The sequence below is a fragment of the Caballeronia sp. LjRoot31 genome, assembly GCF_964253885.1.
Classification (GTDB): Bacteria; Pseudomonadota; Gammaproteobacteria; order Burkholderiales; family Burkholderiaceae; genus Caballeronia.
Window position 1 is genome coordinate 3,379,606 of the sequence record NZ_CAXURX020000001.1, and the last position, 16,586, is coordinate 3,396,191.

Annotated in this window: 10 protein-coding genes; 6 read left to right on the forward strand and 4 right to left on the reverse strand. The window is 56.8% G+C overall.

Annotation, left to right across the window (positions count from 1 at the left end; translation table 11 throughout):
• Window positions 1-185 precede the first annotated feature (185 nt).
• From ACSQ8V_RS14870 to ACSQ8V_RS14880, 3 genes are all read right to left on the reverse strand, one after another.
• The gene (locus ACSQ8V_RS14870) at window positions 186-2,390 is read right to left on the reverse strand and encodes a glycosyltransferase (protein WP_436206183.1); all 2,205 of its coding nucleotides are present in this window, start codon (window positions 2,388-2,390) and stop codon (window positions 186-188) included.
• 27 nt (window positions 2,391-2,417) lie between these two features.
• On the reverse strand, window positions 2,418-3,503 hold the full coding sequence (locus ACSQ8V_RS14875) for a glycosyltransferase family 4 protein (protein ID WP_436206184.1): 1,086 nt from the start codon (window positions 3,501-3,503) through the stop codon (window positions 2,418-2,420).
• Window positions 3,504-3,904: 401 nt separating this feature from the next.
• Window positions 3,905-5,071 (reverse strand): polysaccharide biosynthesis/export family protein, encoded by a 1,167-nt coding sequence (locus ACSQ8V_RS14880; protein WP_436206185.1) that lies wholly within the window; start codon window positions 5,069-5,071, stop codon window positions 3,905-3,907.
• A 146-nt stretch (window positions 5,072-5,217) separates the two neighbouring features.
• Here ACSQ8V_RS14880 and ACSQ8V_RS14885 point away from each other — a divergent pair, with 146 nt between their 5' ends.
• The 6 genes from ACSQ8V_RS14885 (at window position 5,218) to ACSQ8V_RS14910 (ending at window position 15,192) form a co-directional block, all read left to right on the forward strand.
• The gene (locus ACSQ8V_RS14885) at window positions 5,218-6,372 is read left to right on the forward strand and encodes a glycosyltransferase family 4 protein (RefSeq protein ID WP_436206186.1); all 1,155 of its coding nucleotides are present in this window, start codon (window positions 5,218-5,220) and stop codon (window positions 6,370-6,372) included.
• Between the two features lie 20 nt (window positions 6,373-6,392).
• Window positions 6,393-8,318 carry a capsular polysaccharide export protein, LipB/KpsS family gene (locus ACSQ8V_RS14890; RefSeq protein ID WP_436206187.1) on the forward strand — a complete coding sequence of 642 codons (1,926 nt, stop codon included), beginning with the start codon at window positions 6,393-6,395 and terminating at the stop codon, window positions 8,316-8,318.
• 26 nt (window positions 8,319-8,344) lie between these two features.
• Window positions 8,345-9,796, forward strand: a complete 1,452-nt coding sequence (locus ACSQ8V_RS14895) for a mannose-1-phosphate guanylyltransferase/mannose-6-phosphate isomerase (RefSeq protein WP_436206188.1) — start codon at window positions 8,345-8,347, stop codon at window positions 9,794-9,796.
• Window positions 9,797-10,185: 389 nt separating this feature from the next.
• Complete coding sequence (locus ACSQ8V_RS14900) at window positions 10,186-10,845, forward strand: hypothetical protein (protein WP_436206189.1); 660 nt, start codon at window positions 10,186-10,188, stop codon at window positions 10,843-10,845.
• 279 nt (window positions 10,846-11,124) lie between these two features.
• A complete protein-coding gene (gene mdtD / locus ACSQ8V_RS14905; RefSeq protein WP_436206190.1) occupies window positions 11,125-12,573 on the forward strand; it encodes a multidrug transporter subunit MdtD in 1,449 nt (482 codons plus the stop codon).
• A gap of 1,344 nt (window positions 12,574-13,917) precedes the next feature.
• Window positions 13,918-15,192 (forward strand): EAL domain-containing protein, encoded by a 1,275-nt coding sequence (locus tag ACSQ8V_RS14910; protein WP_436182617.1) that lies wholly within the window; start codon window positions 13,918-13,920, stop codon window positions 15,190-15,192.
• 54 nt (window positions 15,193-15,246) lie between these two features.
• Here the strand turns inward: ACSQ8V_RS14910 and ACSQ8V_RS14915 are convergent, their stop codons facing one another.
• Window positions 15,247-15,408, reverse strand: a complete 162-nt coding sequence (locus tag ACSQ8V_RS14915) for a hypothetical protein (protein WP_436206191.1) — start codon at window positions 15,406-15,408, stop codon at window positions 15,247-15,249.
• Window positions 15,409-16,586: the final 1,178 nt, after the last annotated feature.

A 16,586-nucleotide genomic window follows, 5' to 3' on the forward strand; every position in this document is an offset into this window, starting at 1 on the left:
GTGGTCGGAGTGATCCACATCCATACAAATGATGAAGCCCCTTCCTGAACACCCGATCGGTGTCCGCCCCCGGCATCAGACTTCAAAGTGCGCCGACCACGATTACGACCGAGGAAGAGCAAGGGGTAAAGCTTAAAACCCCCTATTGCTCCTCTAACAGCTTAAAACGCGAATCTAACCGGGTTCTAGAGAACGATCATGAAATCGCGCTCTTGCAATTCCAAGCGAAACCCGAAGTCGCTCTCCGCACAGAGACCAAAAGCGCACAACCCCAACCCAATTTCGCGTTGGTCTGCACCTTGAGTTTGTTCGGATAGGTCGTGTAGACGCTCATGGTAAAAAGCCAAAACGTTGAATGTCGTTTGTGCGCTATCGAGTTCAAGTAAGTCCCGCGGTATTTTGAATCGCACAAATCGAGTTTCGCCAGCGTTCAACCTGACTTTTCCGATTTCGCGGTTGCCCAAGCGGATTCGAGTTGCAGTGCCGAGTGGTCCCGACTGAAGCTTTATATAGATAAGCACGTTGGGACTTTGCAGCAGCTCCGCACCCTGCAACGTAAAGGCAACTTTCGCCACCTTACTGCGCGCCCAGGAGCCCCACGCCTCCAACGGATGCCAAGTAAGCTCGTGTCGGAGGGGATCGATCGATTGAAACTCACCCGCCTCTGGAGTCCCTGCAGCATTGGCCGTCGTATACAAGATGCTAGGCCGAATGGCCGCGATACCACGTTGCGCCTCAGGACTGTGGGTTTCGAAATGCCGCCTGACGCCGTTTACCAGGTCGCCAAGAACGGCAGCCCAGTCCCGAGGCACAAATTGCTTTCGAATCTCGCTTTCTCGTTGCTCTCGATACTTATCGTCGAAGATCAGTTTGTCTAACCCTGTCACTAACTCCGTGACCGAGTCATTGTCAAAATAATCTGCGAATTTTCCACCGGCTTCGGGGAGCGACGAGTTATCGGCCGTAAGACAGACCTTTCCAAAACTCAAGCTTTCAGTAACAGGGAGTCCCCAGCCTTCGTAGTGGCTTGCGTATACGGTGAAAAGGCATCCGCGATAAAGAGAAGCCAGTTCGTCGTCGGAAATGCCCGACAGCATCATTACCTTACTCGACAATGCACTGTCTTTCTCGAGACGCGCAGCTGCCTCCTCGAAAAGCCACCCGCGCTTACCAACGCATACTAGCGTGGGCACTTTGTCTACGGAATGCTTTGCGATCAATTTCTTCCATGCGCTGAACACGCCGGCATGATTTTTTCGCGACTCTAGCGTCCCAACAAACAAAACGTAATCATCTTTAGAGAGGCCGAAATCGAGAAGTACATCCTCGACGAAGGCATCTCCCCGATCTGGATTGCGGGAAAATTCCGCGTCGAGCCGTACCACTTGAGGCTCATAAGACAATGCATTCCTTTGCTGCCCCAGCGCAACAACATCCTTCTGAGTGTTTACCGAATTTACCGCCATAAAATCGGCTTGCAACATCACAGCGTGGATCCACGCCCTAAAATCTTCCACCAATCCCTTGGAGCAATGCTCCGGCGTGATAAGCGGGATTACATCGTGTACAAAAGGAACATATCGAAGTCCATACTTTTGTTTGGCGTGGCGTATATACGTGCCATAGTCCTTTATCCACCAGGACGTTCCAACATTTATCAGCGCAGCGCCGGCAGGAAAGCGAATCGCTGGTTTAACTTCAATCCTTGCGATGAGATCGTTGACAGCAGACCTCCATACCGCGTCGTCTTCTCCACCAGGGAGTGAAGACAGGTCACAAACTCGCCGAAATAACATTGGATCGAGGTCAACCCAGAATCTCTTAGCTTCAGAAAATGTACATGCCCGGATTGGGACGTCAAAGGACGACTCCTGCGCAGCCTTGAGCATTTCGATCTGGACCCGCTGAATCCCGGTGGGAAACCGATTGTGGCGGAAGTACTGAACCAGATCGCTGTAATCGAAGTACAGTGTGGATCGAGCATCGGTCGCGGACAATGTTAACTCGTCCGCAACAACTACGTTATTCGCGATATAAGTCGCAGCAATCTTGTCGTAGGAACCAAGTCTTATGGCTTCGCGGTAATATCGAGCTGCGTTCACTGAATCACTTCGAACAGAAAAAAGATGACCGATTTGCAAGTTTGTATCGGCTTCGTTTGGCTTTAGCTTCAACGCCTTTAGATAGCTTTCCTCTGCTTTTGCAAATTGACCCAATTCCTTCTGCGCGTGTCCGAGCTGAACCCAAATGCCATCGTTGTTAGGATTTTCGCTGAGCGCTGCATTGTAATGCTCTACGGCGTCCTGCCATCGCCGCGCATCGCGCGCGTCATCACCCAACTTAATCGATTGCGACTTTCCGTTCTTGTTTTTCACGAATACCTGTAACATAGATCTTTTCCCTAAATAAGTCACCGCTTACGCTAACCGATACAATTCTGACAGCCGCTCTTGATAGATTCGTTTACTGAATTTTGCTGCTTGATGCTTTCCAGCAGTCACAAGCTTGTGCCTGAGTTCGTCATTTCTTTCTAAGCTTTCCAAGCCGCTCGCAATGGACCCTACCTCGTAGGCATCGACGAAGACGCTCGCGTCTCCTGCAACTTCTGTTAGCGACCCTTCTCGGGAGCAAAGTGTTGGTGTTCCTAGCTCCATAGCTTCCAAGACTGGTAATCCAAAGCCTTCATATAAAGACGGAAATACAACTGCTTTCGCGGAACGAATCAAGCTAACTAGAAACGGATGCGGAAGATAGCCAAGAATCTTGATTCGTCTCTTTAACCGTGGATCTTGACTTATCAGGCTGTTGTAGAGCTTCATTTCTTCGTCCGACTTCCAAGCCATTGATCCTGCGATTACCAACGTAGAATCAAGAGGAATCGACATGAAAGCCTCAATCAAACGCCCGACATTTTTCTTGGGCTCAATTGCACCAAAAAAAAGAAAATAGCTTTTCGGCTTCAACCCATATAGCCCCATCACCTCGTCGTACGCTTGTTCATCGCTTTTCAGTTCGGTAGAAGAGAAAACGTCCACAGCCTGGTAGGTATTAAATACCGTTCCCTTGGCTGGCGGAAAGAACGCTTCTATGTCCATCTTAGATTGTTCGGAGACCGTGCAAATCCGAGCTGCGACTTCAATGCATTTTTTGATCAACCGAAAATAGTATCGCTTGTTATCGAGTGTTGTATACGGCAAGCGCAGAGGCACCAAATCGTGAATCGTATAGATGTTTGGGATACCAGGCACGACGATCGGAACCGGATAGGTCCAATGCATAACATCAGGTGGATCTTTAAACTGAACACGCAAAAATCGATTATGCCGCCTGAAATGTTCGCGAGCGACATTGAAAAGGTTAGGGGCATTGAATACTTCTACGGAACGTGGCAACCGATGCGAAAAGCGTCTTGTTTCGACCAAGCCGGTCGCCGAGATACTTGTAGCGCTCAATCCAAAGGGGGCCTGCACCGCTTCTTTAACGTGCCGTATTGCGCCTTTCACGCCACCTCGGTTAAGGTTAGCCCCCCCCAAATAGTCGTAAAACAGGATTTCACGAATTAGATCTGGTGACGACGTGGGCAATGGAGCACCGTAAAGAGTCCTCACCTCATGCCCAAGATCAGTAAGGTTGTTCGCTAAGTTTTTAGCATACGTCGCAACCCCAGTGCCGTGCTGGAGAGCGAGGTTATGACCATCTATGCAAATTCGTCGCAAAATACTCTCTGCACGTAAAAGGACACTGATTCGATGAAGCTCAGATAGCGATTGTTACCGTGTAATTCGAAGCGGCGTCACCGGCTAATATCGAGGTCCAAAGGAACGCTCGACTTAGCCCGACAGACAAAAAAACAGCGGTTTTCACCGAACTGATGCCTTTAGAAGTAGCTTGCAAGGCGAACCTGCTACTTAAAACTGTTAACCGAATTGACAACGGGATACGCCACAGAAAACACCACGTTCAGGAATTTTTGCAATTCCGCAATGGGAGCGTTCGAGACGTACAAAAGATCTTTGTTATCCATCCAGAAGCTCTGCGCTACAAAAAACGAGTTGGGATCACGCAAGTTGATCCGGTAGACCACTGGCACTTTGCCATCCGCTGTTGTGCGAACTGGAGAGACCGGCCATTTCAAAGCCTTAGCATCTTCAAGACGGAAGATGAACACACCCTGCGCGTCTGATCGCGAGTCCAGCAACCCGCCGGAGCGCGCCAGTGCTTGCGCAAGGGTGATTCCTTGCGCCTCGAAATTGATCTCTTCGTTCTTGCCTGTCGCGCCAAGGGCAGTAAAGCTGTATGGCTGGAAAAGCGCTGTCACGACATCACCGGCTCTCAGCGGAATGTTCTGCCGCGGATCGCGAATTACTGATTCGAGAGGAAGCGACGCAACCGTGGTCCCTCTTGTCACTTGGATGGTAATCTTGTCCACGGGTTGTTTTACGCCCCCGGCAAAAGCCAGCGCATCAAGCAAGCGTTCGCCTCGAGCGCTGAGTGGCATTCGGTTGCTGGTGGACACATCGCCCACGACAGTGACATAAGACGTAGCGTTAAGCGATAGCTTGACCAGCACTTGGGGATCGTGCGCAATATTTTTAAGCCGTGCAGTGATATCACGCTGCAATTGCGACGGCGTCCGCCCCACTGCTTTTAGTTGGCCGGCGAATGGCACGTCGATAGTGCCCTCGCCGTCGATCGTCTGATCGGGGAGCACGGTGACCCGCGCATTACTGGAACCGGCCTTGGCATCAAGCTGACCAGCGCCAAAAAGCGTGGCAGGCGGCGCTTCCCAAATTGAAACCTCGATCGTATCTCCGACACCCAGTTCCTGTTGAAACGTGGTGCTGTTTCCTAGCGTAGCCGAGAAGTCACCTATATGCCGCTCCGCGAACAGTGTGCGGGCAATGTCATCAGTAACGTCAACGATCTGGATGCCCCCGGAATTCGGGCTAGCAGCCGCTCCATCTACTTGGGACCGGCTTGGTCCAGACGTGGGAATGGTGGAGCAACTACTAAGCACTGCCGCGCCTGAAACGCACGCGATCAAAAAAAAACTAACCGGCAGACGCGACATCTATTGGACTTTATGGATATGAATTTGGCGCGAATTGTCTCACGACGTAAGCTAAAATGGCACGCCGAATCGAAACTTTGACCGCGAAATAGTAAGCAAGGTAAGTAAATTACCGGCTAAGCCAACACTAAGAGCCTTGCATCCGAGTGCCAAACCTTTTTCTGGACGTCACCCGCCTCCTAAGCCGCCTCTACGATGGCCTGTTGCCAACGGGTGTGGATCGCGTCGGCCTTGCGTACATCGACCACTACGGTGCCCGCGCGCGCGCCGTTCTGAGCGAGCGTGGCTATTGCACCGTTCTGTCGGAGCGTCATTCGCAAATGGCATTTGAGTGGCTTAGGACCTCTCAACGAAGTAAAAAAAACATAAAAAAACTCGTAGCGATTTCTTGCCTAGACGCCTTAAGACAATCAAAAATTGCGAGTGGCTTTCTGTTGCATACAAGTCACAACGGCATCGAATTTCCGCGCTTTTACCAAGCGCTACAAAAGCGGAATGTCGATGTTGTATTCATGGTGCATGACCTGATACCGCTTACGCATGCCGAATATTGTCGTCCGCTAGTCGATAAGGCCCACGCCACGCGCATGCATACAGCGCTCGCCCACGCTAAAGGTGTGATCGCAAATTCCCAGGTCACACTGGACTCGCTCACGGAGGAGGCGCGGCGTGTCAATTTGCCAATGCTGCCTAGCGTCGTGGCCCATCTTGCATCGGGCATCAAGCCTTATAAAGAAAGCGCTCGAATCATTCCCACGCCCTACTTCGTTCTTCTCGGCACTATCGAGCCGCGCAAAAACCACTGGTTCCTACTCCACGTCTGGCGGCGCCTCGTCGAACAGCTCGGCAGCGCTGCCCCGAAGCTTGTCGTGATTGGCCGTCGCGGATGGGAATGCGAAAACGTAGTCGATATGTTGGAGCGATGCGCAGCGCTAAAAGGAGTGGTTATCGAAGAAGCCAGTTGTTCAGACGAGCGTCTGCGCAACTATCTCCAGCACGCGCAGGCGCTGCTGTTTCCCTCATTCGTAGAAGGCTATGGCATGCCGCTCGCCGAAGCACTTGCGTTGCAAGTGCCCGTTCTCGCCAGCGATATCGACGTATTCCACGAGATAGCAGACGACATCCCCGAATATATCGACCCGCTCGACGGACTGGGATGGCTCGCGCACATCAAGGAATACGCGCAGCCGGAAAGCCCGGCACGCGCGGCGCAGCTCGAACGCGTGACACGCTTTCGTGAACCAACCTGGGCGAGACACTTCGAGCAAGTCGATAACTTCATCGGCAGCTTGGGCGCATGACAATGCTGGCTGGATCGCTGATGAGCATCACACGCGGCTTGCGACTCGCTGCATGGCTCAGCGGACGCTCAGACACCCTGTGGACAGACCACTGGAGCGGACGGGCCGCGTTGCGCATAGTGCGCGCGATGCGTTGGAACGCCATCGCTGCAGCACCCGGCCCCTTTTTATCGCGCGTGCCGTTGGGCGCTCCAATGATGTCGTGGTGGCGGCTTCCAGAGGGCGATCTGATCGATGCCCTGAATGCGAAACTCTCAAACAACGCCGAGTCGCCTCCGCATATCGCACAATTAATGCAGCGGGTGATGCCGCCTCGACGCAGCATCGAACAGGCGCTGCTGCGCGTTTTATTGATCGATGAGCGCGAGTCGTCGCGTGGCATCAATGGCGTCGTCATACGCCACAAGCGAATCGACTTTTTGCGCATGTTGGACACAGCACGCGCCGCCCATCCTGAGGCAGAGTTCTGGCTGCTCCGGTCATCCGATAAAGGTTCGGGTTGCTGGCTTTCTTCGACAGTGCCCGCACTACCGCCCGGCATTCACCTCTCCGATAACGCCCGCGACGCTCTCCAGCAAGTGGACCACGCATACACCGTCGGCGCGTCCGAAGGAATGTTGGCGTTGCTGGCCAAGGTGCCGTTACACGTGCACGGTGCACCGTATTACGCGGGCTGGGGCCTCACGCACGACGCTACACCGCTCGCCAATCGCACCGCCCGCCCAACATTGTCCGCTTTGTTCAACGTGATGTTCATCCAGTGGGCGCGCTATCTCGATCCCGCAACGCACACCCCCGGAACGTTGGACCAGTTGCTGGACAGCATCGACTTGCAGCGCGAAGTCCGCGAGCGTTTCGCCGACCTTCGGGACATCGCGGGTATTCGCTTTCAGTGGTGGAAGCGCCCTTTCGCCACGCCCTTTCTTACGGCAGGCGGCGGGCGACTGCGCTGGACTCGCGAACCGGCTGCGCTCGCCGACAACGAATGCGGCGCACTCTGGGGCGCACGCAGCGCGGACGAACTGCCGCGGGACACGACCCACGTGCGCATAGAAGACGGCTTTTTTCATTCGTGCGGCCTGGGCTCGGACATGATCGCGCCGCGCAGTCAGGTAATCGACCGCCGAGGCCTGTACTTCGACGCGAGCCGCCCGAGTGATTTGTCGGTGCTGCTCAACGAAACCGAATTCAGTTCTGCCGAACTCGCACGCGCCGCCACGTTGCGCAAGCTGATCACTGAGCTCGGCGTGACAAAGTACAACCTCGGCCGACGCGCACCGGGATGGACTGCGCCCAGTGGAAAGCGCGTCGTTCTGGTCCCCGGCCAAGTGGCCGACGACGCATCCATCCGGCTGGGTACCAGCGCAATCAGCACTGCGGATGCTCTGCTGCGCGAAGTACGCGCGCGCCGGCCGGATGCGTTTATCGTGTACAGACCGCATCCAGATGTACTGTCGGGAAACCGCTCGGGCCTGATCGACGCACAACGGCTCGCTGATATTGTCGATACAACTGCCGACCTGCTTTCCCTGATAGATATTGCCGACGAGGTGCACACGCTTTCGTCGCTGGCGGGCTTTGATGCCCTAATGCGCGACACAGCCGTTTTCACCTACGGCCTGCCGTTCTATGCGGGCTGGGGCCTGACACACGACGCGCTCGGCCCATTGCCGTGGCGCGAGCGTACCTTGTCGCTGGATATGCTCACGGCAGGCGTGCTGTTGCGCTATCCAATCTACTGGGACTGGCGCTTGCGTCTATACACTACGCCCGAGGCGGTCGTGCGCCAGCTCGCGCGCGGCGCCGCAAGACCGCTGGGCCGCATTCGCGGCAACCGCCAACGTCCTTTCCTTAAGGCCGTGCGATGGACACGTAACGCGCTGCGTCATGCGTTATGGCGGCACCAGCAAAAACGTCTATCGCGGAAATCAAGCAAAATTGCGTAACCATAAAAACTTCCGAGGGAAATTGCATGAACATTCATCCGGTCATCCTGTGCGGCGGCAGTGGCACACGTCTTTGGCCCATGTCGCGCGGCGGCTATCCGAAGCAGTTCCTGAAGCTGACCGGCGATAAAACTCTGCTGCAGCAAACCGCTCTACGCGTGAACGCCATCGCGGGTACCGCCGCGCCTATCGTAGTGACGAACAACGAGCAGCGTTTCATTGTCGCCGAGCAGTTGCGCGAGGCAGGAACCGTCCCATCGGCCATCGTGCTCGAACCGGTCGGCCGCAACACTGCGCCGGCTATCGCGGCGGCAGCGTTGCTAGCTTTACGCACATCGCCTGACGCGCTTTTGCTCGTGCTGCCGTCGGATCATGTGATCCTCAACGAGGCAGAGTTCGCCCGCGTCGCGCAAGCTGCGGCTGACGTGGCAAAGGATGATTATCTGGTCACGTTCGGTATCGATCCAACGGGCCCGCATACCGGTTATGGCTACATTCGTCGCGGACCGAGGATCGGCGATATCGCTGGCGCGTTCTCGGTTGCCGAGTTCGTCGAAAAACCGGATGCAGCCAAAGCTGCGGGCTTTATCGAGGAAGGCGGGTACTACTGGAACAGCGGCATGTTCTTGCTGAAAGCCTCCACCTACATAGAAGAGCTCCGCAAATACGAGCCGGAAATCGCGCGTCAAACCACGCTTTCGCTGGAACTTGCAAAGCGCGACGAAGACTTCGTACGTCTCGACGCCGGCGCTTTCCAGGACTGTCCAAGCGTGTCCGTTGACTATGCCGTGATGGAGAGGACCGATCGCGCGTCAGTGATTGCCGCGGCCGATCTCGGCTGGAATGACATCGGTTCATGGACAGCACTGGCGGAGATCGCCGAGAGTGATGCCGAAGGGAACGCGCTACTCGGCGACGTTCTGGTCGAGAACGTAACCAACTCGTATATTCGCGCGGAACATCGCATGGTGGCGGCCATCGGGCTCGACAACATCGTGATCGTGGAAACGGCGGATGCGGTCCTGGTGACGCATCGCGACAGCACGCAGGATGTGAAAAAGATCGTCGAACGGTTGAAGGCCTCGGGACGAACAGAGTCGGTCACACATCGGCGCGTGGTCCGTCCGTGGGGATCGTACGAAGGTATCGACCAGGGTTCGCGCTTTCAGGTGAAGCGCATTGAGGTGAACCCGGGCGCGCAGTTGAGCCTCCAAATGCATCACCACCGTGCGGAACACTGGATTGTGGTGAAAGGCACGGCAATGGTCACGAACGGCGATCAACAAATTATGTTGACCGAAAATCAGTCAACCTACATTCCGCTTGGCGTCACACATCGGCTCTTGAATCCGGGGAAGATTCCGCTCGAGCTGATCGAAGTCCAGTCCGGTGCATATCTGGGTGAAGACGACATTGTGCGCTTTGAAGATACATATGGCCGCGTACCGTCGCCAGACCGGCCGGTGGTAGTCCGGTAAGCGTCACGGGGTCCTGATTAATCGACGTTATTGACCATTGATGACTCCGCCGCGCCCGAGCTTACCCCTCGGGCGCGCTGTTTTTCCCCTCCCTGAATCGCGCTGATTTGCTCTGATCTCCGTGCCACTGCACGGCAGATCCGCCTCCTCGCGTCCGTCCCTTCCGCACGAAAAACGCAGATCAATCACCAGTTCACGCACCAGGCGAAGGCCACATTCCAGCCACGCGGGTTTGCCCGAATCGTACGAAAAGGCGTGCGACTCCCCACATACCGCCCCTTTTAAGGGGAATACGTTGAGGTTGCGCGTCGGGAGACGCCGGGACCAACACTAACAATGCTTGTCGCCCAGATGGCTCGTGCATCAAGCATGACACCAGAGAGACAACAATGATCACCAAGACAATGATTTTGGCGGCTTGTAGTGCAGTCTGGATTGGCGGGGTACACGCACAGGAGATCTACTTACAGGGCGGCACGCAAGGCGCGGGCATCGGCGGTGCAATCGGGCTTGGCTCGAACTTCGGGCTTCACGCGGATTTCAACGCCATCAACCTTTCGCACAACTTCACAGTAGGTGGAAATCGTTACGACGACGATATCCACGTGCGCCAGGGCGGTCTCTATCTGGACTTCTTCCCCTGGTCCGGCCTCGGTTTTCGCATGACGGGCGGTGTCCTCTTCACCGACGACAAACTCTCAGGCGTCTCCACGCCGTCAAACGGCACGTATGTGTTTGGCGGCAAGCATTACCCCGCCTTGCCGGGAGACACTGCGACGGCAACGGCTGAATATCCCACGGTCATGCCTTATTTCGGCATTGGCTTCGGGCATCAGCCTTTGGCCAAAGGTTTTGGCTTCATAGCGGACCTGGGCGTAGCGTACGGCGTGCCGCGCACAAGCTATACGTTGTCTCCGTCGCTGGCCCAGCATGCCGGCCCAGCATTCGCCCAGCAGATCGCCAGTACGGGCGCGCAGGAACTCAGCGATAAAGCGCGGCGGTATCGCTGGTATCCGATAATTCAGATTGGCGTGTCTTATCGGTTCTGACACGTCCATCTCACTCTCTCAGGGAAAAGGCCCATCGTTCGCTATGCGTTCTCGGTATTCGGTATTCGATCGCCGGGATCTAAAGCGAGCGCCAAGTGTAGGGTGATCGGAATCAACCAATTGACATTCCGTCTCACTTTCTGTCGACTCGAAGAAACCGTGCGGGTGCCTTGAACGTCTATTGCTGATCCGTCCGCACGGCATAGTCGTCTTCTCGATTGCCCCGCTATCCCGCCACATCCACGTAAAATCACGGCACTCCCTCCGCCGGCTCCTTTCATGCCCGACACAATCCGCTCGAACGTTACCCCCGCGCCCTCGCCCCAATCGCTCACCGTCATGTTATGGCTGGTCGCCACGGGCTTTTTCATGCAGACCCTCGACTCGACCATCGTCAATACGGCCCTGCCGGCCATGGCGAAAAGCCTCGGCGAAGCGCCCCTTCGCATGCAGGGCGTGGTCATTGCGTACTCCCTGACCATGGCGACGGTCATTCCGTTCTCCGGGTGGCTGGCCGACAAGCTCGGCACGCGCCACGTGTTCTTCAGCGCGATCCTGATCTTCACCATCGGCTCATTGCTTTGCGCGGATGCCCACTCGCTCATGCAACTCGTGATTTATCGCGTGGTGCAGGGTGTGGGGGGCGCCATGCTGCTGCCGGTCGGACGCCTCTCGTTGCTGCGCGTGGTGCCGGCCGAACGTTATCTCAGCGCCATGTCGTTTGTAGCCATTCCGGGGTTGATCGGGCCGCTTATTGGACCGACGCTCGGTGGCTGGATCGTGCAGATTGCCTCATGGCACTGGATCTTCCTGATCAACGTTCCGGTCGGCGTGATCGGTTGTATTGCCACGCGGCTCTTTATGACCGATAGCCGCAACCCGGCCACCGCGCCCTTCGATCTCGCGGGTTATCTGCTGCTCGCGGTCGGCATGGTTGCCCTGACCATCTCACTCGATGGCCTCGCCGATCTCGGCCTCCAGCACGCTGTCGTGCTGGTGCTGCTCGTGCTGAGCTTCGGGTGTTTCGTGGCCTACGGGTTGCACGCCGTGCGCGTGCCGCAGCCCATCTTTTCGCTCGATCTGTTCAAGATCCATACGTTCAGCGTCGGCTTGCTCGGCAACCTGTTCGCGCGGATCGGCAGCGGCGCGATGCCGTATCTGCTGCCGCTGCTGTTGCAGATCAGTCTCGGTTATTCGCCGTTTGAAGCCGGTCTCATGATGCTGCCCGTGGCCGCTGCGGGGATGCTGTCAAAGCGCATCGTGACGAGCCTGATCATGAAGCGCGGGTATCGGAGCGTACTGGTGGTCAACACGGTGCTCGTCGGGCTCACGATGGCCAGTTTCTCGCTCACCAGCGCCGATCAGCCTCTCTGGTTGCGGCTCGTGCAACTGGCGTTCTTCGGCGGCGTCAACTCCATTCAGTTCACCGCGATGAACACGCTCACGCTGAAGGACCTCGGCACTGGCGGTGCCAGCAGCGGCAACAGTTTGTTCTCGCTCGTGCAGATGTTGTCGATGAGTCTCGGCGTCACGATCGCCGGCGCGGTGCTTGCGACCTTCACCGGCATTCTGCCGCGCGTCACCGCGACGAATTCGTTGCCCGCCTTTCACGCGACGTTCCTCTGCGTCGGCATTATTACTGCAGCGTCAGCGTGGATTTTTGCGCAGCTTGGGCCAGAGATTCGCGCCGTGAAGAACAAGAAAACGGATCCGTCGGAAGCGCATTGAACGGTGGTTTTTGCTCGCGCCGGTGGACGGGTTGGGGGGTTTTGGGGTTGGTGGTCGGGGTTGGTGGTCGGGGTGTTAGGTTCCGGGGTTGGCGGTCGGGGTCAGTGCCGGGTTGGTGCTTTCGGCGTTAGCGGTCGGGGTTAATGCTGGGTTGCTGCTTTCAGTGTTAGCGGCCTGCGAGAGTCGGATTTTCTCTTTATCACTATTAGCCACTGTGCGTGGCGGCACGTCATTTCTTTGTCCAAAGCGACAAAGAAACGAAGCAAAGAAAACGCTTTAACCGCTCTACCCTAAGTGTCCACAGCGTGCAGTTTCTATTCATAGGTGCCCCAAAAGCACGGTGCTCGCCAGAGCCACTGATGTGTGAAACCCTCCTTCTCGCGAATCCTGACACGAACACGCTTCGCCCCGTACGCTCTCGGGCAAGCACAATTGCCAATGAACCCGCACGGCCTTACAGATATTTACGGCTGCGGTTTTTTGACAGGTTACCTACCTGGTCTGTGCGACCGTATTCATAGGCCTCAGCTTCATGCGTGTTCGTGTTTACTGCTTCAGTTTTTGTGAATTGGCTGCGCGTTCTGTACAGCTATTTTCGTCGGTTACGGCCACCCGCATCTTCGCGACCTCGTTTTCCAGCAGGGTTGGCGACGTGGTTCGAGGCGCGTACATATTCGGAGGGGGGGTTATCCGCGGATAGCGCGGGGTGCTCCTTGGGCAGGTTCAATCACTGGTGGCGAAGCGTGTGGGTATCGGTGTTCGGAGAAGGAGGGGTTCACATATCCTTCGCTCTGGCGAGCACCGTGCTTTTGGGGCACCTATGAATAGAAACTGCACGCTGTGGACACTTAGGGTAGCGTGGTTTGAAAGCGCTTTCTTTGCTTCGTTTCTTTGTCGCTTTGGACAAAGAAATGACGTGCCGCCACGCACAGTGGCTAATAGTGATAAAGAGAAAATCCGACTCTCGCAGACCACCACGGCCGAAAGCACCAACCCGGCATTGACCCCGACCGCTAACCCCAGAACCCAACGCCCCAAAACCGCCCCCCCCAAAAACCCCACCCCCCGTCCACCGGCGCGAGCGAAAACCAACAACGCGCTATTGCGAATCATCTCCCCGTGCGGACTGCACTACGAAAGTGCACGCGGCTTCGCCGCCCGGCCGCGATAAAAACCGGGGCCGCAGCCCAGCCCCAGCCGGGCCCGGTTTCGGCGGGAATATCTCAAATGTCCGGCAAATGCGCATATTTCTTGCTCTTCCGAGAGTGGGCCTATCCTGTAAACTAGTTCTTTCCCGATGTTTACTCCCACTCGAGCCGCGTTCGAACGCCTGCCAAAACCACCATGAGCATGGTTGATCTCGACCCTCCCCGCTTTCAGCCCCCCCGCCCCGTCGCGGGTGATGACGGCTCGCGGCGCACTGTCCTGTACGGCGAATACACGGTGTTCAGCGTGTTTCAGCCAGTGTTCTCGGTGTCTCATCGCCGCGCAATCGGTTATCACGCGTCGCTGCGAGCCCGCGATGACTCCGGCCGGCAAGTTCCATCGCATGAAGTCTTCACGCAGGCAGCACGGCGCGGCGATCTGCTCGAACTCGGCCGGCTGGCCGAATCACTGCATCTGGGCAACTTCTTTTCCTTCGATAGCGACGACGAATGGCTGTTCCTCAGCCTCCATCCGGCCGCGTTGATGGACACGAGCTACGGCGATGCGCTGCTGGCATCGCTGAAAAACATCGGCCTGCCGCCGCAGCGCGTGGTGCTGGAAGTGCCCGAGCAAGCGGGCGGCGAGACCACGCGCTTCGCTGAAATCATCGATTCCTTGCGCAAGTCCGGCTTCCTGATCGCGCTGGATGGCTTCGGCGTGAAGCATTCGAACATCGATCGCGTGTGGCATCTGCGGCCCGATATCGTGACGCTCGACCGCTGCATCCTTCAGCAGGCGAGCGAACATTCGCATATCGAGCGGGTGTTGCCGGGCCTCGTTTCCCTGCTGCACGAGTCCGGTCAACTGGTATTGATGGGCGGCCTGAGCACCGAGCGCGACGCGCTGATCGCGCTCGAATGTAACGTCGATTTCGTCCAGGGCGCGTATTTTGCCGGACCCAGCGTGGAGGCCGTGAAACCGCAAGCCGCGCAAGGGGTGCTGGACGCGTTGTCGGCGGCGTCCCGCGAACGCGTGGCCGCGCGCGAACGTACGCAGTCGGCGAGGCTGGCGCCCTATGTGGGGGCACTGGAAACGGCGGCGGCGCGTCTGATCGAAGGCGAAACGCTCGCCAATGCGACCCGCACGCTATTGCAGCTTCATGAAACGGCGCGCTGTTTCCTGCTCGATGCATCCGGCCGGCAGATCGGCGACAACGTCCTGCCCGTCGCGCGTGCATCGCAGCGTGCCAAGCGGTTCCGGCCCTTGTTGCATTCCGAAGGCGCAAGCTGGGAACGCCGGCCTTATTTCATCGAAGCATTGCGCACGCCGGACCGGGTTCATCTGACCGCGCCGTATCTGTCGATCAACGAGGCGCACCTGTGCGTGACGGCGTCCATCGCGGCGCAAACACCGCGCGGCTTGCAGGTCCTGTGTGTCGATATCAACTGGGACGTGACGTCGCAACGGCGTTGAGGCGCGAATGCAGGCGCACTCTGCGTCACACATGCGGGCGCGTCATTGGAGCCTTTATGGCGCGCCCGCCAGATCGCCGCCGATTTGAAGCGGTCTCGTGAGCGCCGCGTAGCGCTCTGCATGGTCCTTCGATATCTCCACGTCCCTCCTGCGTGAACGCTTCGCTTGGTCAATCACTTCCAGGCTGTTCATGCCGGGCATCGCGAGGTCGACCATCGGCATGTCCGGGTTGTCGGCTGGCAGCCGCTTTGGCCACGTCCGTCCATGCGATGGGTTTGGGGTTCTGGTGAGCGTGGGGCGATGGTCGAGGGGTGGTTTTTGGGGTTAGTGGTCGGGGTCTATGCCGGGTTGGTCGGTTCTGGGGTTAGCGGTCGGGGTTGATGCCGGGTTGGTCGGTTCTGGGGTTAGCGGTCGGGGTTAATGCCGGGTTGGTCGGTTCTGGGGTTAGCGGTCGGGGTTAATGCCGGGTTGCTGCTTTCAGTGTTAGTGGTCTGCAAGAGTCGGATTTTCTCTTTATCACTATTAGCCACTGTGCGTGGCGGCACGTCATTTCTTTGTCCAAAGCGACAAAGAAACGAAGCAAAGAAAACGCTTTCACCGCACTACCCTAAGTGTCCACAGCGTGCAGTTTCTATTCATAGGTGCCCCAAAAGCACGGTGCTCGCCAGAGCCACCGATGTGTGAAACCCTCCTTCTCCGAACACGGATACCCACACGCTTCGCCACCAGTGATTGAACCTGCCCAAGGACCACCCCGCGCTATCCGCGGACGACCGACCACCGAATTTGTACGCGCCTCGAACCTCGTAACCAACCCATCTGGAAACGAAGCCGCAAAGCTGCGGGTGGCCGTAACCAACGAAAATAGCTGTGCAGAACGCGCAGCCAATTCACAAAAACTGAAGCAGTAAACACAAACACGCATGAAGCTGTGGCCTATGATACGGTCGCACAGACCAGGTAGCTAACCTGTCAAAAAACCGCAGCCGTAAATATCTGTAAGGCCGTGCGGGTTCCTTAGCAAGTGTGCTTGCCCGAGAGCGTACGGGGCGAAGCGTGTTCGTGTCAGGATTCGCGAGAAGGAGGGTTTCAAACATCCGTGGCTCTGGCGAGCACCGTGCTTTTGGGGCACCCATGAATAGAAACTGCACGCTGTGGACACTTAGGGTAGCGTGGTTGAAAGCGCTTTCTTTGCTTCGTTTCTTTGTCGCTTTGGACAAAGAAATGACGTGCCGCCACGCACAGTGGCTAACAGTGATAAAGAGAAAATCCGACTCTCGTAGACCACCACGGCCGAAAGCACCAACCCGGCATAGACTCCGACCACTACCCCCCAGAACCGACCAACCCGGCACTGACCCAGACCGCTAACCCCAGAACCGACCAACCCGGAC

Bases quoted from the DNA above. Each gene is read 5' to 3' on its own strand.
- ACSQ8V_RS14870 (WP_436206183.1), bottom strand. From the start codon at position 2,390: ATGTTACAGGTATTCGTGAAAAACAAGAACGGAAAGTCGCAATCGATT.
- ACSQ8V_RS14880 (WP_436206185.1), bottom strand. From the start codon at position 5,071: ATGTCGCGTCTGCCGGTTAGTTTTTTTTTGATCGCGTGCGTTTCAGGC.
- ACSQ8V_RS14890 (WP_436206187.1), top strand. From the start codon at position 6,393: ATGAGCATCACACGCGGCTTGCGACTCGCTGCATGGCTCAGCGGACGC.
- ACSQ8V_RS14895 (WP_436206188.1), top strand. From the start codon at position 8,345: ATGAACATTCATCCGGTCATCCTGTGCGGCGGCAGTGGCACACGTCTT.
- ACSQ8V_RS14900 (WP_436206189.1), top strand. From the start codon at position 10,186: ATGATCACCAAGACAATGATTTTGGCGGCTTGTAGTGCAGTCTGGATT.
- mdtD (WP_436206190.1), top strand. From the start codon at position 11,125: ATGCCCGACACAATCCGCTCGAACGTTACCCCCGCGCCCTCGCCCCAA.
- ACSQ8V_RS14910 (WP_436182617.1), top strand. From the start codon at position 13,918: ATGAGCATGGTTGATCTCGACCCTCCCCGCTTTCAGCCCCCCCGCCCC.
- ACSQ8V_RS14915 (WP_436206191.1), bottom strand. From the start codon at position 15,408: ATGGTCGACCTCGCGATGCCCGGCATGAACAGCCTGGAAGTGATTGAC.